This is a genomic window from Streptomyces sp. NPDC052687 (assembly GCF_040678395.1).
GTDB lineage: Bacteria > Actinomycetota > Actinomycetes > Streptomycetales > Streptomycetaceae > Streptomyces.
Window position 1 is genome coordinate 50,638 of the sequence record NZ_JBFATR010000003.1, and the last position, 21,592, is coordinate 72,229.

17 protein-coding genes are annotated in these 21,592 nt (G+C 73.4%); 12 read left to right on the plus strand and 5 right to left on the minus strand.

All coding sequences use genetic code 11. The features are described 5' to 3' along the window. Positions 1-155: 155 nt before the first annotated feature. The 3 genes from AB0K92_RS05025 to AB0K92_RS05035 all read right to left on the minus strand — a co-directional run bounded on the left by AB0K92_RS05025 (position 156) and on the right by AB0K92_RS05035 (position 2,527). A complete protein-coding gene (locus tag AB0K92_RS05025; protein WP_365919497.1) occupies positions 156-1,148 on the minus strand; it encodes an aldo/keto reductase in 993 nt (330 codons plus the stop codon). A gap of 44 nt (positions 1,149-1,192) precedes the next feature. Beyond that, positions 1,193-1,780: a Uma2 family endonuclease gene (locus tag AB0K92_RS05030; protein ID WP_365919499.1), complete on the minus strand. Its 588-nt coding sequence runs from the start codon at positions 1,778-1,780 to the stop codon at positions 1,193-1,195. 72 nt (positions 1,781-1,852) lie between these two features. Further along, positions 1,853-2,527: a GDSL-type esterase/lipase family protein gene (locus tag AB0K92_RS05035; protein ID WP_365919501.1), complete on the minus strand. Its 675-nt coding sequence runs from the start codon at positions 2,525-2,527 to the stop codon at positions 1,853-1,855. Positions 2,528-2,613: 86 nt separating this feature from the next. On the opposite strand from AB0K92_RS05035, the gene AB0K92_RS05040 reads away from it, so the two are divergent. After that, complete coding sequence (locus AB0K92_RS05040; protein ID WP_365919503.1) at positions 2,614-3,594, plus strand: WD40 repeat domain-containing protein; 981 nt, start codon at positions 2,614-2,616, stop codon at positions 3,592-3,594. A 48-nt stretch (positions 3,595-3,642) separates the two neighbouring features. On the opposite strand, the gene AB0K92_RS05045 is transcribed toward AB0K92_RS05040, so the two are convergent. Further along, positions 3,643-4,467, minus strand: coding sequence for a TetR/AcrR family transcriptional regulator (locus AB0K92_RS05045; RefSeq protein ID WP_365919505.1), 825 nt, complete (start codon positions 4,465-4,467; stop codon positions 3,643-3,645). A gap of 97 nt (positions 4,468-4,564) precedes the next feature. Between AB0K92_RS05045 and AB0K92_RS05050 the strand changes: the two genes are divergently transcribed. Both AB0K92_RS05050 and AB0K92_RS05055 read left to right on the plus strand, forming a co-directional pair. Then, a complete protein-coding gene (locus AB0K92_RS05050) occupies positions 4,565-5,527 on the plus strand; it encodes an ATP-binding cassette domain-containing protein (protein ID WP_365919507.1) in 963 nt (320 codons plus the stop codon). Continuing rightward, complete coding sequence (locus AB0K92_RS05055; RefSeq protein ID WP_365919509.1) at positions 5,524-6,345, plus strand: ABC transporter permease; 822 nt, start codon at positions 5,524-5,526, stop codon at positions 6,343-6,345. Before AB0K92_RS05050 ends, AB0K92_RS05055 begins: the two co-directional genes overlap by 4 nt. A gap of 187 nt (positions 6,346-6,532) precedes the next feature. On the opposite strand, the gene serC is transcribed toward AB0K92_RS05055, so the two are convergent. After that, complete coding sequence (gene serC, locus AB0K92_RS05060; RefSeq protein ID WP_365919511.1) at positions 6,533-7,651, minus strand: phosphoserine transaminase; 1,119 nt, start codon at positions 7,649-7,651, stop codon at positions 6,533-6,535. 287 nt (positions 7,652-7,938) lie between these two features. Here serC and AB0K92_RS05065 point away from each other — a divergent pair, with 287 nt between their 5' ends. The 9 genes from AB0K92_RS05065 to AB0K92_RS05105 all read left to right on the plus strand — a co-directional run bounded on the left by AB0K92_RS05065 (position 7,939) and on the right by AB0K92_RS05105 (position 21,588). Further along, entirely contained in the window at positions 7,939-10,767 is a 2,829-nt protein-coding gene (locus AB0K92_RS05065) for an FAD-binding and (Fe-S)-binding domain-containing protein (protein WP_365919885.1), read from the plus strand. A 106-nt stretch (positions 10,768-10,873) separates the two neighbouring features. Further along, positions 10,874-11,797, plus strand: coding sequence for an EamA family transporter (locus AB0K92_RS05070; protein WP_365919513.1), 924 nt, complete (start codon positions 10,874-10,876; stop codon positions 11,795-11,797). 292 nt (positions 11,798-12,089) lie between these two features. After that, positions 12,090-12,896, plus strand: a complete 807-nt coding sequence (locus tag AB0K92_RS05075) for a TIGR03084 family metal-binding protein (RefSeq protein WP_365919515.1) — start codon at positions 12,090-12,092, stop codon at positions 12,894-12,896. Then, positions 12,893-14,569, plus strand: coding sequence for an acyclic terpene utilization AtuA family protein (locus tag AB0K92_RS05080; RefSeq protein ID WP_365919517.1), 1,677 nt, complete (start codon positions 12,893-12,895; stop codon positions 14,567-14,569). Before AB0K92_RS05075 ends, AB0K92_RS05080 begins: the two co-directional genes overlap by 4 nt. Next, the gene (locus tag AB0K92_RS05085) at positions 14,566-16,164 is read left to right on the plus strand and encodes a carboxyl transferase domain-containing protein (protein ID WP_365919519.1); all 1,599 of its coding nucleotides are present in this window, start codon (positions 14,566-14,568) and stop codon (positions 16,162-16,164) included. Before AB0K92_RS05080 ends, AB0K92_RS05085 begins: the two co-directional genes overlap by 4 nt. An 8-nt stretch (positions 16,165-16,172) precedes the next feature. Beyond that, positions 16,173-18,020, plus strand: a complete 1,848-nt coding sequence (locus AB0K92_RS05090) for a biotin carboxylase N-terminal domain-containing protein (RefSeq protein ID WP_365919521.1) — start codon at positions 16,173-16,175, stop codon at positions 18,018-18,020. An 80-nt stretch (positions 18,021-18,100) separates the two neighbouring features. Further along, positions 18,101-19,234 carry an acyl-CoA dehydrogenase family protein gene (locus AB0K92_RS05095; protein ID WP_365919523.1) on the plus strand — a complete coding sequence of 378 codons (1,134 nt, stop codon included), beginning with the start codon at positions 18,101-18,103 and terminating at the stop codon, positions 19,232-19,234. 51 nt (positions 19,235-19,285) lie between these two features. Further along, the gene (locus AB0K92_RS05100; protein WP_365919525.1) at positions 19,286-20,857 is read left to right on the plus strand and encodes a 4-coumarate--CoA ligase family protein; all 1,572 of its coding nucleotides are present in this window, start codon (positions 19,286-19,288) and stop codon (positions 20,855-20,857) included. Next, a complete protein-coding gene (locus AB0K92_RS05105) occupies positions 20,854-21,588 on the plus strand; it encodes an enoyl-CoA hydratase family protein (RefSeq protein ID WP_365919527.1) in 735 nt (244 codons plus the stop codon). Before AB0K92_RS05100 ends, AB0K92_RS05105 begins: the two co-directional genes overlap by 4 nt. Positions 21,589-21,592: the final 4 nt, after the last annotated feature.

Below are 21,592 nucleotides of genomic sequence, written 5' to 3' on the forward strand. Positions count from 1 at the left end.
CGTGTTGATGTTCGTCGTCGTCGCGGTGGCTTCCGCGCTGGGCAATTAGCGCGGGGAACCGCACAGCGTTCGCACGCCGCGCGGTTTCCCGCGCCCCCAGGGCGCGTCTCGCCGATCGTGCCGGGCTCCCTTGACCCGGGCGGCATACGCCCGGGTCACCAGGCGAAGGCCTCGGGGCTCGGGCCCGGGCCCGGGAAGATGTCGTCCAGGGCGGTCAGCAGGTCCCGGGAGAGGTCCAGCTCGACCGCCCGCAGGGCGGACTCCAGCTGGGCGAGGGTGCGCGGGCCGACGATCGGGCCGGTCACGCCGGGCCGGGTGAGCAGCCACGCCAGTGCCGCCTCGCCGGGCTCCAGGCCGTGCTTGTCGAGCAGGTCCTCGTACGCCTGGATGCGCGCCCGCGCCGCCGGGTCGGCGAGGGTGTCCACGGCGCGTCCCGAGGTGCGCCGCTTGCCCTCGTTCTCCTTGCGGAGGACGCCGCCGAGCAGTCCGCCGTGCAGCGGCGACCACGGGATGACACCGAGGCCGTAGTCCTGCGCGGCCGGGATGACCTCCATCTCGGCGCGCCGCTCGAACAGGTTGTACAGGCACTGCTCGCTGACCAGGCCGAGCGAGCCGCGCCGGGCGGCGGCCTCGTTGGCCTGGGCGATCTTGTAGCCGGGGAAGTTGCTGGAACCGGCGTAGAGGATCTTGCCCTGCTGCACCAGGACGTCGATGGCCTGCCAGATCTCGTCGAACGGGGTGGCCCGGTCGATGTGGTGGAACTGGTAGAGGTCGATGTAGTCGGTGCCCAGGCGCCGCAGGCTCCCGTCCACCGCGCGGCGGATGTTCACCGCGGAGAGCTTGTCGTGGTTGGGCCAGGCCGGGCTGCCGTCGGCGCCCATGTTGCCGTACACCTTGGTGGCCAGGACGACCTTGTCGCGGCGCCCACCGCCCTTGGCGAACCAGCTGCCGATGATCTCCTCGGTGCGGCCCTTGTTCTCGCCCCAGCCGTACACGTTCGCGGTGTCGAAGAAGTTGATGCCCGCGTCCAGGGCGGCGTCCATGATGGTGTGACTGTCGGCCTCTTCGGTCTGCGGGCCGAAGTTCATGGTGCCGAGGACGAGGCGGCTGACCTTGAGTCCGGTGCGTCCGAGCTGCGTGTACTCCATGAACATCTAGCCAACGACGTGGAGTGCGCTCGAAGCAAGGGGGATCAGTCGCGGGGGAACTCGCCGGTCTTCAGGACGAGGTCGACGGCGGTGCCGGTGAGGTCCAGGTCCTTGCCGAAGGGGACGGTCGTCTCGACCTCGTAGTCACCGTCCTTGGGGTCGGTGTAGAGGTGGCAGCGGCCCTGGTAGGGGTCGGCGACCACGTAGACGGGGACCCCGGCGGTGGCGTAGGCGGTCTTCTTGGGGCCGTAGTCGTTCTGGCCGGTGCTCTTGGAGATCACCTCGGCGACGAACATGACGTCCTCGCAGCGCCAGTGGCCGCTCTCCGTCTTCGCGGCGTCCTCGGTCATCACGGTCACATCGGTCGCGAACCCGTTGAGGTGACCCGGGTAGTCGATCCGCACGTCGGACTTGATGCGCTTGCGCGGGTACTTCGTGCGCAGCTGTTCGACGATGTCCAGGATGATCTCCCAGTGGGTGTCCCGCTGCGGCGACATGTAGACGGTCCCCTCGACGATCTCGACCTTGTATCCCTCGGGGACGGGCATCTTCTCGAGCCGCTCGAACATCTCGTCGAGCGTGATCGTGTTGTCGCTCTCGGCCATCGCGATCCTGTCGTGAAGGACGGTCATCGTGGCGTTCCTCCCCGACCGCCCCTCGAACGGGCGCGGCCGCGCAGTACAACGATACGAACGGCGGACCGGTTACGCGCCGTACTCCCCGCCGACCCCCCACCCCTGCCACATCGCCTCCGCGAACGCGCCCGCGATCCGGTGCTCGCCGCTCGCGTTCGGATGGGTGCCGTCGTAGGTGTCGCGGTGGATGTCCCACGCGGCCGGGGGCGAGGCGAGGAGCAGCGGGGAGCGGGGAGTGTCCAGGTCGGCGACCGCCTTGCCCAGCAGCTCGTTGAAGCGGGTGACCTGCTCGGCGAACGGGGGGTCCTGCTGGGCGCGGACGTTGGGGATCACCGGGAGTATCACCATGCGTATGCGCGGCCTGGCCTCGCGGGCCGCGGCCACGAACGCGTGCACGTTCCGCGCCGTCTGCTCGGCGTCGGTGTAGAAGCCGAGGTCTATGAGGCCGAGCGAGACCAGCAGCACGTCCGCGCGGGTCTCGCGCACCGCGTCCCCGACGAGCGGGGCCATGTGCAGCCAGCCCTCGCCCCAGCCGGCCAGGTGGGCGCGGGGGAAGTCCGGGTCGGCGTAGGCGTACGACGTGGGGGCGTCGGCCGCCTTGTCGTACAGCGTCTCGCGCGGGCCGACCAGCGTGAACGGGCCGCCGTACGTGGCGCACAGGTGCTGCCACATGCGGTGCCGCCAGGTGTGCTCGCCCGCGCTGCCGATGGTCATCGAGTCGCCTACCGGCATCAACCTGAGCATCCGCTCATGATGGACGATCGGCGTGGCGGCCGGGCTGGGGACGGGGTGTGAGGCCCGCCACGCCCCGCTCGTGCCAGTCTTGGGGCATGCGCCGAACGTTCGTGCTCCTCGCCGCGGCCCTCCTCACGGGGGCGCTCGCCCAGCCGTCCGCCTCCGCCGCCGACGCGGACGAGGGGTTCACCATCAAGGACCCGCGCATCACGGAGTCCAGCGGCCTGGCCGCCTCCCGGCAGCACCCGGGCGTGTACTGGACCCACAACGACAGCGACGACGGCGCGTATCTGTACGCCGTGGACGGCAGGACCGGCGACACCCTCGCCACCCTCTCGCTCACCGGCGTCGGCGCCCCGCGCGACGTCGAGGCGATCTCGATCGGGCCCGGCGACCAGATCTACGTCGGCGACATCGGCGACAACCTCGGCGGCAGCTGGGACCACGTCTGGATCTACCGGCTGCCCGAGCCGAAGACCCTGCGGGACGAGACGGTGCGGGCCACGCAGTACGTGGTGCGGTACTCGGACGGGCCGCGGGACGCCGAGTCGCTGGTGGTGCACCCGAAGACGGGGCGCGTCTACATCGTCGACAAGAACGAGAAGGGCGGCCACCTCTACCGGGGGCCCGCTCGGCTGTCCGCCTCCGGCACCAACGTGTTCACACCGGTCGCCGCCGTCCCCGACCTGGAGGCCACCGACGCGGCGCTGTCCCCGGACGGCGAACAGCTCGTCGTGCGCAGCTACTTCGGCGCGATCGCCTACGACTGGAACGGCGGCAGGCTGAAGAAGACCGGGCGGCTCGGCGTGCCGTTCCTGGGCCAGGGGGAGTCCGTCACCTACACCGCCGACGGGTCGCGGCTGATGTACGGCGCCGAGGGCTCGGAGAGTTCCGTGGAGCCCGGTGACGTGCCGGGCGGCGGGGCCGAGGGGGCCGAGTCGCCGGCGGGGGCGGGCGGCGCGGACCCGGGCAAGGAGGAGGACGGCGGCGGTGTGAGCGCCGGGAAGGGCGCCCTCGCCATCGCCGCGGCTGCGGTCGCGCTGCTGGGGCTGAGCAGGCTGCGGCGCAGGAAGTGACGGGGTGATTCCCGGGGGGCGTGCGGTGACGGACGCCGGAGCGGGGGCCTAGGCGTCTGAGGCGTCTGAGGCGTCTGTGCTGTCGTCCGGGGTGTCCGTCCCGCGCTCGCGCGCCCGCTGGGACACGAACACCTCGAGTCCGTCGAGGATGCGCCGCAGTCCGAACTCGAAGTGGTCGAAGTCGGGGCTCCAGGTGTCCTCGGAGAGGTTGGCCATGATCGGGTAGCGGTCGGGTGTCATGACCCTCTCCAGGACCGGCACCTGCGCCTCGAAGAACTCGGTGGTGGTCAGCCCGGTCCGGCGCTCGGCCTCCTCCTGGTAGACCTGGGTGCGCGCGGCGCCGACGACGTACGAGTCGATCAGGATGATCACCGAGACCAGCTCCGGATCGCTCAGCCCCATGGGCCGGATGCGCCCCAGCACCAGCTCCATGCTGTCGAGGGCGCTCGGGCCGAGGATCGGCCGGGACTGGTTGACGTGGAGCAGCCAGGGGTGGCGCCGGTAGAGGGCGAGGGTGGCGCGCGCCATGGCGCCGAGGGCGGAGCGCCAGTCGCCGTCGCCGAGGCCTTCGAGGGCGTCACCCGGGCGCTGGACGCGGTCGAGCATGAGGTCCAGCAGCTCGGCCTTGCCGGGGACGTAGCGGTACAGCGACATCGCGCTGGTGCCCAGTTCCGCGCCGACGCGGCGCATGGAGACCGCCTCCAGCCCCTCGGTGTCCGCGACCCGGACGGCGGCTTCCACGATCTGGTCGAGCGTGAGGGCGGGCTTGGGACCGCGGCTCGGGCGCCGCCCGCTGTCCCAGAGCAGTTCCAGGGTGCGGACGATGTCGCCGCTGCCACTGGTGTCGGTCATTCCCTTGCCGCCGCTCGTCATGACCTCAGCTTATGTCCCCGGAAAAAAACTGCTTACGGTGTACGCGTAATCGGGTACGGTGTAAGCAGTTGTGGGGACGACGGGAGGAACGGGAACGATGGACGGTTACGCGGTGCACGCCGAGGGACTGGAGAAGCGGTACGGCGAGAAGCGCGCCCTCGACGGCTTCGACCTCGCCGTGCGCGAGGGCACCGTGCACGGCCTGCTCGGGCCGAACGGCGCCGGCAAGACCACCGCCGTGCGCATCCTGTCCACGCTGATCCGCCTCGACGGCGGACGGGCCACGGTGGCCGGCCTGGACGTGGCCCGGCAGCCGCGCGAGGTACGCGCCAGGATCGGGCTCACCGGCCAGTACGCGGCGGTGGACGAGGTGCTCACCGGCCGGCAGAACCTGGAGATGTTCGGCCGCCTGTTCCACCTCGGCGGCAAGCGGGCCAAGCTGCGCGCGGCCGAGCTGCTGGAGCAGTTCGACCTGACCGACGCCGCCGACAAGGGCGCCGGAGGCTACAGCGGCGGTATGCGCCGCCGCCTCGACCTGGCCGCGTCGATGATCCTCGCCCCGGCCGTGCTCTTCCTGGACGAGCCGACGACCGGGCTGGACCCGAGGAGCCGGGGCGAGGTCTGGGAGTCGGTGCGGGCGCTGGTGGCGAGCGGCACCACGGTCCTGCTGACCACGCAGTACCTGGAGGAGGCCGACAAGCTGGCCTCCCACATCACGGTCATCGACCAGGGCCGCGCCATCGCCGACGACACCCCGGACGGCCTGAAGGACCGGGTGGGCGGCGACCGGATCGAGGTCGTGGCCGCCGACCGGGCGGACATCCCGCGCGTGGTGAAGGTGATCGCGCGGGTCTCGGACGGCGAACCCGAGGCCGACGAGACCGAGTTGCGCGTGCACGCGCCCGTCGACGACCGGGTCGCGGCGCTCACCGAGGTCGCCCGCACCCTCCAGGACGAGGGCGTGCGGGTCGAGGACATCGGGCTGCGCAGGCCCAGCCTCGACGACGTGTTCCTGCGCCTGACCGGACACCGCGCCAAGAAGGAGGAGACGGCGGCATGAGCACCCTGGACCTCACCCGGCCCGTCGCGCGCAGCCGCGCGTACTGGATGCTGTCGGACGTCTGGAACATCGTGCGCCGGGGCCTGACGCACTACCGGCGCCAGCCGGTGAACATCGCCTGGCAGCTGGGCTTCCCGATCCTGTCGGTGCTGCTGTACGGCTATGTCTTCGGCAGCGCCATGCAGGTCCCCGGCGGCGGGGACTACAAGGACTTCCTGATGCCCGGCATGTTCGTCATGACGATGGCGTTCGGCTTCATCAACACCGCGACGGTGGTGGTCTACGACTCGACGAAGGGCGTCATCGACCGCTTCCGCTCGATGCCCATGGCGTCCAGCGCCGTGGTCGCCGGCCGCGGCGTCACCGACCTCCTGGTGGCCTGCGCGGAACTGGCCATCATGATGCTGACCGCGCTGGCGATGGGCTGGCGCCCGGAGGGCGGCTGGGGCTTCCTCGCCGCGTTCGGCCTGCTGCTGTGGCTGCGGTTCGCCCTCATCTGGGTGGGCGTCTGGCTCGGCCTCATCGTCCCCAACCCGGAGGCGGCGGGCGGCCTCTTCGCGGTCGCCTTCCCGCTGACGATGATTTCCAGCATCTTCGTCGCCCCGCAGCTGATGCCCGACTGGCTCGGCTGGCTCGCCGCCTGGAACCCCATCTCCTCCACGGCCGCCGCCGCCCGCGACCTGTTCGGCACCCCCGCCGGCAACGGCGACTCCTGGGTCGAACAGCACGCCCTGCTGATGTCCGGGCTGTGGCCGCTGATCCTGACGGCGGTCTTCCTGCCCCTGGCGGTACGGCGGTTCCAGCGGCTCAGCCGCTGAGGCGGAGCCCTCGGCGCCGCTGATGCCCGGTGGGGCCGGTGGCGCTGAGGGAGGGCCACGGCGACCCGGTTCGTGCCCGACGCGCGGATCCCGCGCGGGGAGGGCCCACGCGAAAGGGGCGCCCGGTGTTTCGCCGGGCGCCCCTTTCACCTGCTGTGCGAGGTCGTGCGGGTCGTGCGGGAGAAGGTCAGAGCTTCTCGATGACGTAGTCGATGCACTTGGTCAGGGCCTCGACGTCCGCCGGGTCGATCGCCGGGAACATGGCGATGCGCAGCTGGTTGCGGCCCAGCTTGCGGTACGGCTCGGTGTCGACGATGCCGTTGGCGCGCAGCACCTTGGCGACGGCGGCGGCGTCCACCTCGTCGGTGAAGTCGATGGTGCCGATGACGGCCGAGCGCTTGGCGGGGTCGGTGACGAACGGGGTCGCGAACTTCACGTCCTCGGCCCAGCCGTACAGCGTCCGCGCGGAGGTGGCCGTGCGGCGCACCGCCCAGTCCAGACCGCCCTGGCCGTTGATCCACTCCAGCTGCTGGTTCAGCAGGAAGAGGGTGGCGAGCGCCGGGGTGTTGTACGTCTGGTTCTTGCGGGAGTTGTCGATCGCCGTCGGCAGCGAGAAGAACTCCGGGATGTGCCGGCCGGACGCGTGGATCCGCTCGGCGCGCTCGAGCGCCGCCGGGGAGAACACGCCGATCCACAGACCGCCGTCGGAGGCGAAGGACTTCTGCGGGGCGAAGTAGTAGACGTCCGTCTCGGCGATGTCGACCGGGAGGCCGCCCGCGCCGGAGGTGGCGTCGACCAGGACCAGCGCACCCTCGTCGGCGCCCTCGACCCGCTGGATCGGCATGGCGACACCGGTCGAGGTCTCGTTGTGGGTGAACGCGTACACGTCCACGCCCGCCTCGGCCCGCGCCTGCGGGTGCGTGCCCGGGTCGGCGGCGACGACGGTGGGCTCGGCCAGCCACGGGGCCAGCTTGGCCGCCTTGGCGAACTTCGAGCTGAACTCGCCGAAGCTGAGGTGCTGCGACTTGTTCTCGATCAGGCCGTGGGTCGCGATGTCCCAGAACGCGGTGGAGCCGCCGTTGCCGAGGACGACCTCGTAGCCGTCGGGCAGCGCGAACAGCTCGCGGATGCCCTCGCGCACCTGGCCGACCAGGTTCTTGACCGGGGCCTGGCGGTGGGAGGTGCCGAGCAGGGACGTACCGGTGGCGGCCAGGGCGTCCAGCGCCTCCACCCGCACCTTGGAGGGACCCGCGCCGAATCGACCGTCCGCGGGCTTGATGTCAGCAGGAATCTGGATCTCAGCCACGAGGCGGAGCGTATCCCTTCGCGGAAATCAGGCGGAAACGTGTCCGTTCGATGAGACGAGATCTCCACCCCCCGGACCTGTGGGGATCTACAGAAGACCGCCCCGGAGTGCCCGTCACGCCCGGTGTACGGATGCATCCTGGACGCATGACGGATCCCCGAACCGGCCGGCGTCCCGAACCCCGCCCCGGTGTCCCCGCCGGTCTGCCCGCCGGTCTCCGTGCCGGTCTGCGCGCCGCCGTCCGCGGCGAGGTCGCGTTCGACGTCACCGCGCGGGCCCTGGCCACCATGGACGCGTCCAACTACCGGCGGGTGCCGCTGGGCGTGGTCGCGCCGAGGGACGCCGACGACGTCGCGGCCGCGCTGGAGGTGTGCCGCGCGCACGGGGTGCCCGTCGTGGCGCGCGGCGGCGGCACGTCGATCGCCGGGCAGGCCACCGGCACCGGCGTGGTGCTGGACTTCACCCGGCACATGAACCGGGTGCTGTCGCTCGACCCCGCGACCCGCACGGCCGTCGTCCAGCCGGGGCTGGTGCTGGACCGGCTCCAGGAGGCCGCCGCGCCGCACGGACTGCGCTTCGGCCCCGACCCGTCCACCCACAGCCGCTGCACCCTCGGCGGCATGATCGGCAACAACTCCTGCGGCTCCCACTCGGTGGCCTGGGGCACCACCGCGGACAGCGTGCGGGAGCTGTCGGTGGTCACCGCGCGCGGCGAGCGGCTGCGGCTCGGACAGCGCTGGGCGGGGGCACCGGAGGGCCTGCGGACCCTCGTGGAGGGCGAGCGGGCCCGGCTGCGCACCGGCTTTCCCGACCTGCCCCGCCGTATCTCCGGCTACGCGCTGGACGCGCTCCTGCCGGAGAACGGCGCCGACGTCGCCCGCTCCTTCTGCGGCTCCGAAGGCACCCTCGGCGTCCTCACGGAAGCCGTCGTACGGCTCGTGGAGGCCCCCCGCGCACGGGCGCTGGCCGTGCTCGGCTACGCCGACGAGAGCGCGGCGGCACAGGCCGCGGCGGGACTCCTGCCGCACCGGCCCCTGACCGTCGAGGGCATGGCGGCCGACCTCGTCCCGTCCGCCGCCGCGCTGCCCCGGGGCGGGGCATGGCTGTTCGTCGAGACCGGCGGGGACTCCGGCGCGCAGGCACGCGCGCGTGCGGAGCACATCGTGCGGGCCGCCGACGCCGTGGACGCGCTCGTGGTGACCGACCCGGCCGGACAGCGCGCGCTGTGGCGCGTCCGGGAGGACGCGAGCGGCACCGCCACGAGGATGCCCGACGGCAGCGAGGCGTGGCCCGGCTGGGAGGACTGCGCGGTGCCGCCGGCCCGGCTCGGCGCCTACCTGCGGGACTTCCGGGCCCTGCTGGCCGCGCACGGCCTGCGCGGCACGCCCTACGGGCACTTCGGCGACGGCTGCGTCCACGTCCGGATCGACTTCGACCTGCTGACCGCGCCGGGCGTGGCCCGCTTCCGCCGCTTCTCCGAGGAACTGGCCGACCTGGTCGTCGCCCACGGCGGCTCGCTGTCCGGCGAGCACGGCGACGGCCAGGCGCGCGCCGAGCTGCTGCCGCGCATGTACGGGCAGGAGACGGTGGCGCTCTTCGCACGCGCCAAGGCGGTCTGGGACCCGGACGACCTCCTCAACCCCGGCATGCTGGTCCGCCCGCACCGCCTCGACGACAACCTCCGCTTCGCCTCGCTGCCCCGCCGCCCCGTCGACGTGGCGTTTGGCTACCCGGCCGACGGCGGCGACTTCTCCGCCGCCGTACGGCGGTGCGTCGGCGTCGCCAAGTGCCGTACGGCCACCGCGAGCGGCCCGGCCGTGATGTGCCCGTCCTTCCGCGTCACCGGCGAGGAGGCGCACTCCACGCGCGGGCGGGCCCGGCTGCTGCACGAGATGCTGGCCGGCGAGGTGGTGACCGGCGGCTGGCGCTCGCCCGAGGTGCGGGACGCCCTCGACCTGTGCCTGGCCTGCAAGGGCTGCCGCTCGGACTGCCCGGTCGGCGTCGACATGGCCACCTACAAGGCCGAGTTCCTGCACCACCACTACGCCGGCCGGCGCCGGCCCGCCGCGCACCACAGCATGGGGCGGCTGCCGGAGTGGCTGCGCGCCGTGGACCGCACGCGCACGGCGGCCCTGGTCAACGCCCTCGCCGGCGTGGCACCCCTGGCACGGCTGGGCAAGCGGCTCGGCGGCATCGCGGGGGAGCGGGAGATCCCGCGGCTGGCGACGGAGCCGTTCAGCCGGTGGTGGCGCGAGCGGGCGGCGCCCGCCGGGGCGGGGGACGGGACGCGGGTCGTGCTGTGGCCCGACACCTTCACCGAGCACCTCTCGCCCTCGGTGGGCCGGTCGGCGGTCCGCGTCCTGGAGTCGGCGGGACTCGCCGTCACCCTGCCGCCCGCGGCGGGCCGCCGCCGCGCCCGGGTCTGCTGCGGGCTGACGTACGTCTCCACCGGCCAGCTCGACCGCGCCCGTACCGTCATGCGCCGCACCCTCGACACCATGACGCCGGTGCTGGCGGCCGGCACCCCCGTGGTGGTCCTCGAACCCAGCTGCGCGGCGGCACTCCGCACCGACCTGCCCGAGCTGCTGTCCGACGACCCGCGCGCCGCCCGCCTGGCCTCCCGCGTCCTCACCTTCGCCGAGTCCCTGGACCGCCTCGCCCCCGGCTGGACCCCGCCCCGCCTCGACCGTCCGGCCGTCGGCCAGACCCACTGCCACCAGCACGCGGTCCTCGGCGACGACCCCGACCGCCGGCTGCGCGCCGCCGCGGGACTCACCGGGGAGCTGTCCGGCGGCTGCTGCGGCCTGGCGGGCGACTTCGGCTTCGCACGAGGCCACTACGAGGTCTCCGCGGCCTGCGCCGAGGAACAGCTGCTGCCCGCGGTGCGGACGGCGCCTGTCGACGCGGTGGTCCTGGCGGACGGCTTCTCCTGCCGGACCCAGCTGGAGCACCTGGGCGGCGTACGGGGCCGGCACCTGGCGGAGGTGCTGGCGGAGGCGCTGGACGCGGAGTCGAGTGCGGGGGCGGGTGCGGGGCCGGGCGAGGCCGGGGGCGCGGTGCCGGGCGCGGGTGAGGGCGTGGGGTCGAGTGCGGGGCCGCCGGGCGCGGTCCGGTAAGCCGCAAAACCGCTTCACACACCTGATGCAGTCCATTACCCTGGACCGAGTAGTCCATCACGCTGAACGAACCTCCGCGCACTCGACCCGATCCCCTGGACCGCCCGTGACCAGCCCCGAGACCGCCACGACCCCTTCCGTCGCCGCCGCCTCCCCCGCCTCCGGCACTCCGGGCCGGTTCGGCTCGCTCGGGCCCGTGGGGCTGGTGTTCGCGGGCGGGATCTCGGTGCAGTTCGGCGGGGCGCTCGCCGTGATGCTGATGCCCAGGGCCGGTGCGCTGGGCGTGGTGGCGCTGCGGCTGGCGGTGGCCGCGGTGGTGCTGCTGGTGGTCTGCCGGCCACGGCTGCGCGGCCACTCCCGCGCCGACTGGGGCACGGTCGCCGTCTTCGGCGTCACCATGGCCGCCATGAACGGCCTCTTCTACCAGGCCGTCGACCGCATCCCGCTGGGACCCGCGGTCACCCTGGAGGTGCTGGGCCCGCTCGCCCTCTCCGTCCTGGCCTCCCGCCGGTTGATCAATCTCCTCTGGGCGGGCCTCGCCCTCGCCGGTGTCTTCCTCCTCGGCGGCGGTATCGGCGACCTCGACCCGCTGGGGGCGGCCTTCGCGCTGGGCGCGGGCGCGATGTGGGCGGCGTACATCGTCTTCAGCGCCCGCACCGGCCGCCGCTTCCCGCAGGCCGACGGCCTCGCGCTGGCCATGGCGGTGGGCGCGGTGCTGTTCCTCCCGCTCGGCCTCGCGGAATCCGGCGACAAGCTCCTCGACCCGGTCACCCTGGGCCTCGGCGCGGCGGTCGCCCTGCTCTCCTCCGTCCTCCCCTACACCCTCGAACTCCTCGCCCTGCGCCGCCTGCCCGCCTCCACGTTCGCCGTGCTGATGAGCCTGGAACCCGCCATCGCGGCGACGGCCGGCTTCTTCCTCCTCGACCAGTCCCTCACCCCCACCCAGGCCCTCGCCATCACCCTGGTCATCGTGGCGAGCATGGGTGCGGTGCGGACGCAGGTGGGACGGCGGAAGACGGCGACCGCCTGAACGGGCGGGGCTGCTCGAGCGGGCCGTCGCCGGTCGGAGCGGGCCGCTCAGGAGGGCCGTAGCCGGTGGGAGCGGGCCGCTCAGGAGGGCCGTAGCCGGTAGAGCGGGCCGCTCGCGAGGGTCGCAGCCGGTCCGAGCGGGTCGCCGTCACGGCCCCGCCCGCGCGGCCGTCGCTGACAAGCGCATCGCCCGCCCCACGTGCCCTCCCCCTCCATCAGCGCCCCCGAGACTCGCCGCACAAATTCATGCAAGCACGCTTGCTTGTTTCTGGTGGCGCTGCCATGCTCCCCGCATGGCCGACCCGACGCCCCTGCCCGTGTTCGACGACCTCCGTGCCGAAAGCCACGAACTCGACTCTCTCGTGGCCGAGTTGGAGCCCGAGCGGTGGGCGCTCGCGACGCCCGCGCCCGGCTGGACCGTCGCCCACCAGATCGCCCACCTCGCCTGGACCGACCACTCCGCCCTGCTCGCGGTGACCGACGCCGAGGCGTTCCGGGCGATGGCCGAGAAGGCGCTCGCGGCGCCGGACTCCTTCGTGGACGAGGGCGCCGAGGAGGGCGCCCGGACACCGCCCGCCGAGCTGCTGCGGCGCTGGCGACAGGGCCGTACCGCCCTCGACCGGGCCCTTCGCGCCGCCCCGGCCGGTGCCCGTTTCCCCTGGTACGGGCCGCCGATGTCCGCGGCGTCCATGGCCACCGCCCGCCTGATGGAGACCTGGGCCCACGGACTGGACGTCGCGGACGCGCTCGGCGTCACCCGCGAACCCACCGACCGCCTCCGCCACATCGCCCGGCTCGGCTTCCGCACCCGGGACTTCGCCCACCTCGTGCACGGCCTGCCCGTACCCGCCGATCCGTTCCGGGTCGAGCTGACCGGGCCGCACGGTGACATGTGGGCCTTCGGACCCGAGGACGCCCCGCAGCGCGTCACCGGCCCCGCCCTCGACTTCTGCCTGCTCGTCACCCAGCGCGCCCACCGCTCCGGCCTCGCCCTGCGCGCCGAGGGCGCCGACGCGGACCGCTGGCTGGACATCGCGCAGGCCTTCGCCGGGCCGCCCGGTGGCGGACGGCCGCCTCAACCGAAGGGGGACGCCCGGTGAGCGCGCTGCGCGTCGGCAACGCGTCCGGCTTCTACGGCGACCGCTTCGACGCGCTGCGCGAGATGCTGACCGGCGGCGACCTGGACGTCCTCACCGGCGACTACCTCGCCGAGCTGACCATGCTGATCCTCGCCCGGGACCGGCTGCGGAACCCGGACGCCGGGTACGCCCGCACGTTCCTGCGGCAGCTGGAGGACACCCTCGGGCTCGCGCACGAGCGGGGCGTGCGGATCGTGACCAACGCCGGCGGCCTCAACCCCGCCGGACTCGCCGACGCCGTACGGGCCCTGGCGGACCGCCTCGGCGTCCCCGTCCGCGTCGCCCATGTCGAGGGCGACGACCTCACCCCGGCGTATCCGGGCAGCCTCGCCGCCCACGCCTACCTCGGCGGGTTCGGCATCGCCGCCTGTCTGCGCGAGGGCGCCGACATCGTCGTCACCGGCCGGGTGACGGACGCGGCGCTGGTCAGCGGGCCCGCCGCCGCGCACTTCGGCTGGGCGCCGACGGATCACGACCGGCTCGCGGGGGCCGTCGTCGCCGGGCACGTGCTGGAGTGCGGAACGCAGGCGACCGGCGGCAACTACGCCTTCTTCCGGGACGGAGACGTCCGGCGGCCCGGTTTCCCGCTCGCCGAGATCCACGCCGACGGCACCTGTGTCGTCACCAAGCATCCCGGCACCGGCGGATTCGTCGACACCGGCACGGTCACCGCCCAGCTCCTCTACGAGACCGGCGGCGCCCGGTACGCCGGACCCGACGTCACCGCGCGGCTGGACACCGTACGGCTCACCCAGGTAGGGCCCGACCGGGTGCGGATCGACGGGGTGCGCGGGGAGGCGCCCCCGCCCGCGCTCAAAGTCGGGGTGAACCGGCTCGGCGGCTTCCGCAACGAGGTGACCTTCGTGCTGACCGGCCTGGACGTCGAGGCCAAGGCCGCGCTGGTGCGGGAGCAGATGGCGGGTGTCCTCGCCGCGTCGCCGCCCGCCGAGGTCCACTGGGACCTCGTCCGCACCGACCGGCCCGACGCCCCCACCGAGGAGACCGCGAGCGCCCTGCTGCGGCTGGTGGTCCGCGACCCCGACCAGGAGACCGTCGGGCGGCCCCTGACCGCCGCCGCCGTGGAGCTCGCCCTCGCCAGCTACCCCGGCTTCCATGTGCTCGCCCCACCCGAGAAGGGCTCCCCGTACGGGGTCTTCGAGGACGAGTACGTCCCCCAGGGCGCCGTCGCCCAGGTGGCCGTCCTCCACGACGGGCGGCGGATCACCGTGGCCCCGCCCCACGACACCCGGCCCCCGCACCCGGTCGACGAGCCACCCGCGCCCGAGCCGCTGCCGCCCGGACCCACCCGCCGCGCCCCCCTCGGACTCGTCGTCGGCGCCCGCAGCGGCGACAAGGGCGGCAACGCCAACGTCGGCGTGTGGGCCCGCACGGACGAGGGCTGGCGCTGGCTGGCCCACACCCTCACCGTCGGCCTCTTCCGGCGCCTGCTGCCCGAGACCGCCGGCCTGACCGTCGTCCGCCACACCCTCCCGAACCTGCGCGCCCTGAACTTCACCGTCGAGGGGATCCTCGGCGCGGGCGTCGCCGCCCGGCACCGCTTCGACCCGCAGGCCAAGGCCCTCGGCGAATGGCTGCGCTCCCGCCACCTGGACATACCGGAGTCCCTTCTGTGACCGTCCTCCCGTCCTTCCTGGACCCCACCGACCCCGCCTGCGCGGCCCACCGCGAGGCCATGCTCGCCAAGCTCGCCGACCTCGACGCCGAGCACGCCAAGGCCCTCGCGGGCGGCGGCGAGAAGTACGTCGAGCGGCACCGGCGGCGCGGCAAACTCCTCGCCAGGGAACGCGTCGAACTGCTGCTTGACCCGGACACCCCGTTCCTGGAGCTGTCCCCGCTGGCCGCCTGGGGCAGCGAGTACGCCGTGGGCGCCTCCCTCGTCACCGGCATCGGCGTCGTCGAGGGCGTCGAGTGCCTGATCACCGCCAACGACCCCACCGTGCGGGGCGGCGCCTCCAACCCCTGGTCGCTGAAGAAGGCCCTGCGCGCGAAAGGCATCGCGCTCGCCAACCGGCTGCCCTGCATCAGCCTGGTGGAGTCCGGAGGGGCCGACCTGCCGTCCCAGAAGGAGATCTTCATCCCCGGCGGCGCCCTCTTCCGCGACCTCACGCGGCTGTCCGCCGCCGGCATCCCCACCATCGCGGTCGTCTTCGGCAACTCCACCGCCGGAGGCGCGTACGTCCCCGGCATGTCCGACCACGTGATCATGGTCAAGGAGCGGGCGAAGGTGTTCCTCGGCGGACCGCCGCTGGTGAGGATGGCCACCGGGGAGGAGAGCGACGACGAGTCCCTCGGCGGCGCCGGGATGCACGCGCGCGTGTCCGGCCTCGCCGACCACTTCGCCGTCGACGAGCGGGACGCGCTGCGCCAGGCCCGCCGGGTCGTCGCCCGCCTCAACCACCGCAAGGCGTACCCCGATCCGGGGCCCGCCGAGCCGCCGAAGTACGACCCGGAGGAGCTGCTGGGCATCGTCCCCGGCGACCTGAAGACCCCCTTCGACCCGCGCGAGGTCATCGCCCGGATCGTCGACGGCTCCGACTTCGACGAGTTCAAGCCGCTGTACGGCACCAGCCTGACCACGGGCTGGGCCCGCCTGCACGGCTACCCGGTCGGCATCCTCGCCAACGCGCGCGGCGTGCTGTTCAGCCAGGAGTCCCAGAAGGCCGCCCAGTTCATCCAGCTCGCCAACCAGCGCGACATTCCCTTGATCTTCCTGCACAACACCACCGGCTACATGGTCGGCAAGGAGTACGAACAGGGCGGCATCATCAAACACGGCGCGATGATGATCAACGCGGTGAGCAACTCCCGCGTGCCCCACCTGTCCGTCCTCGTCGGCGCCTCCTACGGCGCCGGCCACTACGGCATGTGCGGCCGCGCCTACGACCCGCGCTTCCTGTTCGCCTGGCCCAGCGCCAAGTCGGCCGTGATGGGCCCGCAGCAGCTCGCGGGCGTCCTGTCGATCGTCGCCCGGCAGTCCGCCGCCGCGAAGGGGCAGCCGTACGACGAGGACGCCGACGCCGCCCTGCGCGCCATGGTGGAGCAGCAGATCGAGTCCGAGTCGCTGCCGATGTTCCTGTCCGGGCGGCTGTACGACGACGGCGTCATCGACCCGCGCGACACCCGTACCGTCCTCGGCCTGTGCCTGTCCGCCGTCCACACCGCGCCCTACGAGGGCGTGCGCGGCGGCTTCGGCGTCTTCCGGATGTGAGGGACCCCGTGATCACTTCTGTGCTCGTCGCCAACCGGGGCGAGATCGCCTGCCGCGTCTTCCGCACCTGCCGTGAGCTGGGAATCCGGACCGTCGCGGTCCATTCCGACGCCGACGAAGACGCCCTCCACGCGCGCGTGGCCGACACGGCCGTACGCCTGCCGGGCACCGCCCCCGCCGACACCTACCTGCGCGGCGACCTGATCGTGAAGGCCGCCCTCGCGGCCGGCGCCGACGCCGTGCACCCCGGCTACGGCTTCCTCTCCGAGAACCCCGACTTCGCCCGCGCGGTCCTCGACGCGGGCCTCGTCTGGATCGGCCCGCCACCGCAGGCCATCGAGGCCATGGCGTCCAAGACCCGCGCCAAGCGACTGCTGGGCCTCGCCCCGCCCGGCGAGGTCACCGAGGCCGACCTGCCCGTGCTGGTGAAGGCGGCGGCCGGGGGCGGCGGGCGCGGCATGCGCGTCGTACGCCGCCTCGCCGACCTGGACCGGGAGCTGACGGCCGCCCGCGCGGAGGCCCGGTCCGCGTTCGGCGACGACGAGGTGTTCACCGAGCCGTACGTCGAGAACGGCCGCCATGTGGAGGTGCAGATCCTCGCCGACACCCACGGCACGGTGTGGGCGCTCGGCACCCGCGACTGCTCCCTCCAGCGCCGCCACCAGAAGGTCGTCGAAGAGGCCCCCGCACCGGGTCTGACTCCCCAACTGACCCGCGAGCTGCACGACACCGCCGTACGCGCCGCCCGCGCGGTCGGCTACACCGGCGCCGGCACCGTCGAGTTCCTGGTCGCCGACGGCACCGCCCACTTCCTGGAGATGAACACCCGCCTCCAGGTCGAACACCCCGTCACCGAGGCCGTGTACGGCATCGACCTGGTCGCCCTGCAGATCCGCGTCGCCGAGGGCCACGCCCTGGAGAACGACCCGCCCCCCGCGCGCGGCCACGCCGTCGAGGCCCGCCTCTACGCCGAGGACCCGGCGAACGGCTGGGCCCCGCAGACCGGCACCCTGCACCGCCTCGCCGTCCCGGACACCGTCCGCCTCGACACCGGCTACACCGACGGCGACCCGATCGGCGTCCACTACGACCCCCTCATCGCCAAGGCGATCGCCCACGCGCCCACCCGCGCGGAGGCGATCCGCAAACTCGCCGGCGCCCTGGAGCAGGCCGCGATCCACGGCCCGGTCACCAACCGCGACCTCCTCGTGCGCTCCCTGCGCCACCGGGAGCTCACCTCCGCCCGCATGGACACCGGCTTCTACGGCCGGCACCTGGCCGAGCTGACCCGGCCCGCCCCCGACCCGTACGCCCCGCTCGCCGCCGCCCTCGCCGACGCGCACGGCCGCTCCCGCTTCGGCGGCTGGCGCAACCTGCCCTCCCAGCCGCAGACCAAGCGCTACCTGATGGCCGGCGAGGAACACGAGGTCCGCTACCACCACACCCGCGCGGGCGGCCTCGAAGCCGACGGAGTACGCGTCCTGCACGCCGACGCCGCCCACGTCGTCCTGGAGACCGACGGCCTGCGCCGGACGTACACGATCGCCCGCTACGGCGACGAGATCCACGTCAACCGGACCGTCCTGCGCGCCCTGCCCCGCTTCCCCGACCCCACGCCGCAGCACGCCCCGGGCTCCCTGCTCGCCCCCATGCCCGGCACCGTCGTCCGCATCGCCGACGGCCTCACCGAAGGCGCCGCCGTCCAGGCCGGACAGCCCCTCCTGTGGCTGGAGGCGATGAAGATGCAGCACCAGATCACGGCCCCCGCGACGGGCACCCTCGAAGCCCTCCACGTCGAACCGGGCCGGCAAGTGGAACCCGGCACCCTCTTGGCCGTGGTGACCACCACCCCGTAGGAGCGCGGGACCGCACGGATATGCGGCTCCGCCGCGTGTGCGCGATCGACCACCGACAACCCGCAGACCGGAGGATTCCCGTGACCACCCTCATCGAATCCGAAGAGAACAAAGCCCTCCGATCCGCCGTGGCCGCCCTCGGCACCCGCCACGGCCGCCACCACGACCACCGGGAACTCTGGTCCGAGGCGGGCAAACTCGGCTACCTCGGCGTCAACCTGCCGGAGGCCTACGGCGGCGGAGGCGGCGGCATCACCGAACTCTCCATCGTCCTCGAAGAACTCGGCGCCGCGGGCGCCCCCCTCCTCATGATGATCGTCTCCCCGGCGATCTGCGGCACGGTCATCGCCCGCTTCGGCACCGAGGAACAGAAGCGGACCTGGCTCCCCGGCCTCGCCGACGGCACCCGCCTCATGGCCTTCGGCATCACCGAACCCGACGCCGGCTCCAACAGCCACCGCATCACCACCACCGCCCGCCGCGACGGCACCGACTGGCTCCTCACCGGCCGCAAGGTCTTCGTCTCCGGCGTCGACATCGCCGACGCCACCCTCATCGTCGGCCGCACCCAGGACGCCCGCACGGGCCGTCTGAAGCCCTGCCTGTTCATCGTCCCGCGGGACGCGCCCGGCTTCGGGCGCCGCAGGATCGACATGGAGCTCGACGCCCAGGAGAAACAGTTCGAAGTGACCCTGGACGACGTCCGGCTCCCCGCCGGCGCGCTCGTCGGCGACGAGGACGCCGGCCTGCTGCAGCTCTTCGCCGGACTCAACCCCGAGCGGATCATGACGGCCGCCTTCGCGATCGGCATGGGCCGGTACGCCGTCGCCAGGGCCGTCGAGTACGCCCGCGACCGCACCGTCTGGAAGGCCCCGATCGGCGCCCACCAGGCCATCGCCCACCCCCTCGCCCAGTCGCACATCGAGCTGGAACTGGCCCGCCTGATGATGCAGAAGGCGGCCCGCCTCTACGACACGGGCGACGACACCGGCGCCGGCGAGGCCGCGAACATGGCCAAGTACGCCGCCGGCGAGGCCTGCGCCAGAGCCGTCGACCAGGCCGTGCACACCCTCGGCGGCAACGGCCTCACCCGCGAGTTCGGCCTCGCCTCGCTCGTCACGGCCGCGCGCGTGGCCCGTATCGCACCGGTGAGCCGCGAAATGATCCTGAACTACGTCTCCCACCAGACCCTCGGTCTGCCGAAGTCGTACTGAGCCCGTACCGAGGCCGTACGGGCACCCGCCCCCGCGCGAGGAGGAACCGCGATGTTCCGCAGCGAGTACGCAGACGTCCCGCCCGTGAACCTGCCCATCCACGATGCGGTCTTGGGCCGCGCCGCCGAGTTCGGCGACGCCCCCGCGCTCATCGACGGCACCGACGGCACCACCCTCTCCTACGAGCAGGTGGACCGCTTCCACCGCCGCATCGCCGCCGCGCTCGCCGAGACGGGCGTCCGCAAGGGCGACGTCGTCGCCCTGCACAGCCCCAACACCCTCGCCTTCCCCCTCGCCTTCTACGCCGCCACCCGCGCGGGCGCCGCCGTCACCACTGCGCACCCCCTCGCCACCGCCGAGGAGTTCGCGCGCCAGCTCCGCGACTCGGCCGCCCGCTGGGTCGTCACCGTCTCCCCGCTGCTCGACACCGCCCGCCGCGCCGCCGCACTCGCCGGCGGCGTCCGCGAGATCCTCGTCTGCGACAGCGCGCCCGGACACCGGTCCCTGACCGACCTGCTGGCCTCCACGGCCCCCGAACCCCACATCGACCTCGACCCGGCCGAGGACCTGGCCGCCCTGCCGTACTCCTCCGGCACCACCGGCACCCCCAAAGGCGTGATGCTCCCCCACCGGCAGATCGCCACCAACCTCGCCCAGCTGGAACCCGCCATCGACACCGGCCCCGGCGAACGCGTCCTGGCCGTCCTGCCGTTCTTCCACATCTACGGCCTGACCGCGCTGATGAACGCCCCCCTGAGGAAGGGCGCCACCGTCGTCGTCCTGCCCCGCTTCGACCTGGAGACCTTCCTCGCCGCCATCCAGAACCACCGCATCACCGCCCTCTACGTGGCCCCGCCGATCGTGCTCGCCCTCGCCAAACACCCCCTGGTCGGCCGGTACGACCTGTCGTCCCTGAAGTACGTCGTCAGCGCCGCCGCACCCCTCGACGCCGCCCTCGCCGAGGCCTGCTCCCGCCGGCTGAACCTGCCGCCCGTCGGCCAGGCCTACGGCATGACGGAACTGTCCCCCGGCACCCACGTCGTCCCCCTCGACGCCATGCACGACGCACCCCCCGGAACCGTCGGCAAACTCATCGCCGGCACGCGGATGCGGATCGTCTCCCTCGACGACCCCACCCGGGACCTCGCACCCGGCGAGGCCGGCGAGATCCTCATCCGCGGCCCCCAGGTGATGAAGGGCTACCTGGGCCGCCCCGACGCCACCGCCGCGATCATCGACCCCGACGGCTGGCTGCACACCGGCGACGTCGGCCACGTCGACCCCGGGGGAAGCTGGCTGTTCGTCGTCGACCGCGTCAAGGAACTGATCAAGTACAAGGGCTTCCAGGTCGCCCCCGCCGAACTCGAGGCACTGCTCCTCACCCACCCCGGCATCGCCGACGCCGCCGTCATCGGCGTCCCCGACGACAACGGAAACGAGGTCCCCCGCGCGTACGTGGTCCGCCGCCCGGACGCGGGGCACCTCTCCGAAGGAGAGGTCATGATGTACGTCGCCGAACGCGTCGCCCCCTACAAACGCGTCCGCCAGGTCACCTTCACCGACACCGTGCCCCGCGCCGCCTCCGGCAAGATCCTGCGCCGCGAACTCAGGGAGCGGACATGACCTCGGTCACCCGCACCCGCGCCCGCGGCATCGAAACCCTCACCCTCGACGCCCCGCACCACCGCAACGCGCTCTCCGCGGCCCTCGTCGGCGAACTGGCCGACGCGCTCACCGCCTGCGCCGAGGACGCCGACGTCCGCGCGGTCGTCCTCACCCACACCGGCACCACCTTCAGCGCCGGCGCCGACCTGCGCGACCCACCCGGCCCCGACGCCCTGGTCGCCCTCCTGCGCCACCTCGTCGCCCTGCCCAAACCGGTCGTCGCCCGCGTCACCGGACACGTCCGCGCGGGCGGCCTCGGGCTGCTCGCCGCCTGCGACATCTCCGCCGCCTCCCACACCGCCACCTTCGCGTTCACCGAGGTACGCATCGGCGTCGCCCCCGCGGTGATCTCCCTGCCGCTGCTGCCCCGCACCGACCCGCGCGCCCTCACCCGCTACTGCCTCACCGGGGAACGCCTCGACGCCGCCGAAGCCGCCCGCATCGGCCTGATCACCGCGGCCGGCGACGACGTCGACGACGTCCTCGCCCCCGTCCTCGACGGGCTGCGCCGCTCCTCGCCCCAGGCCCTCGCCGAGACGAAACGGCTGCTCACGGCTAGGGTGCTGGAAGCCTTCGAGCGGGACGCGGCCGGTGTGACCGCGCTCTCGGCCGGGCTGTTCGCCTCCCCGGAGGCCCGCGAGGGCATGACGGCCTTCCTGGAACGACGGGATCCCGAATGGGTGCTGTGACGGA

Coding starts and splice junctions, on each gene's coding strand:
- AB0K92_RS05040 (WP_365919503.1), top strand. CDS start 2,614: ATGCGCCGAACGTTCGTGCTCCTCGCCGCGGCCCTCCTCACGGGGGCG.
- AB0K92_RS05075 (WP_365919515.1), top strand. CDS start 12,090: ATGGCCGACCCGACGCCCCTGCCCGTGTTCGACGACCTCCGTGCCGAA.
- AB0K92_RS05055 (WP_365919509.1), top strand. CDS start 5,524: ATGAGCACCCTGGACCTCACCCGGCCCGTCGCGCGCAGCCGCGCGTAC.
- AB0K92_RS05100 (WP_365919525.1), top strand. CDS start 19,286: ATGTTCCGCAGCGAGTACGCAGACGTCCCGCCCGTGAACCTGCCCATC.
- AB0K92_RS05050 (WP_365919507.1), top strand. CDS start 4,565: ATGGACGGTTACGCGGTGCACGCCGAGGGACTGGAGAAGCGGTACGGC.
- AB0K92_RS05065 (WP_365919885.1), top strand. CDS start 7,939: ATGGACGCGTCCAACTACCGGCGGGTGCCGCTGGGCGTGGTCGCGCCG.
- AB0K92_RS05045 (WP_365919505.1), bottom strand. CDS start 4,467: ATGACGAGCGGCGGCAAGGGAATGACCGACACCAGTGGCAGCGGCGAC.
- AB0K92_RS05025 (WP_365919497.1), bottom strand. CDS start 1,148: ATGGAGTACACGCAGCTCGGACGCACCGGACTCAAGGTCAGCCGCCTC.
- AB0K92_RS05030 (WP_365919499.1), bottom strand. CDS start 1,780: ATGACCGTCCTTCACGACAGGATCGCGATGGCCGAGAGCGACAACACG.
- AB0K92_RS05105 (WP_365919527.1), top strand. CDS start 20,854: ATGACCTCGGTCACCCGCACCCGCGCCCGCGGCATCGAAACCCTCACC.
- AB0K92_RS05035 (WP_365919501.1), bottom strand. CDS start 2,527: ATGCTCAGGTTGATGCCGGTAGGCGACTCGATGACCATCGGCAGCGCG.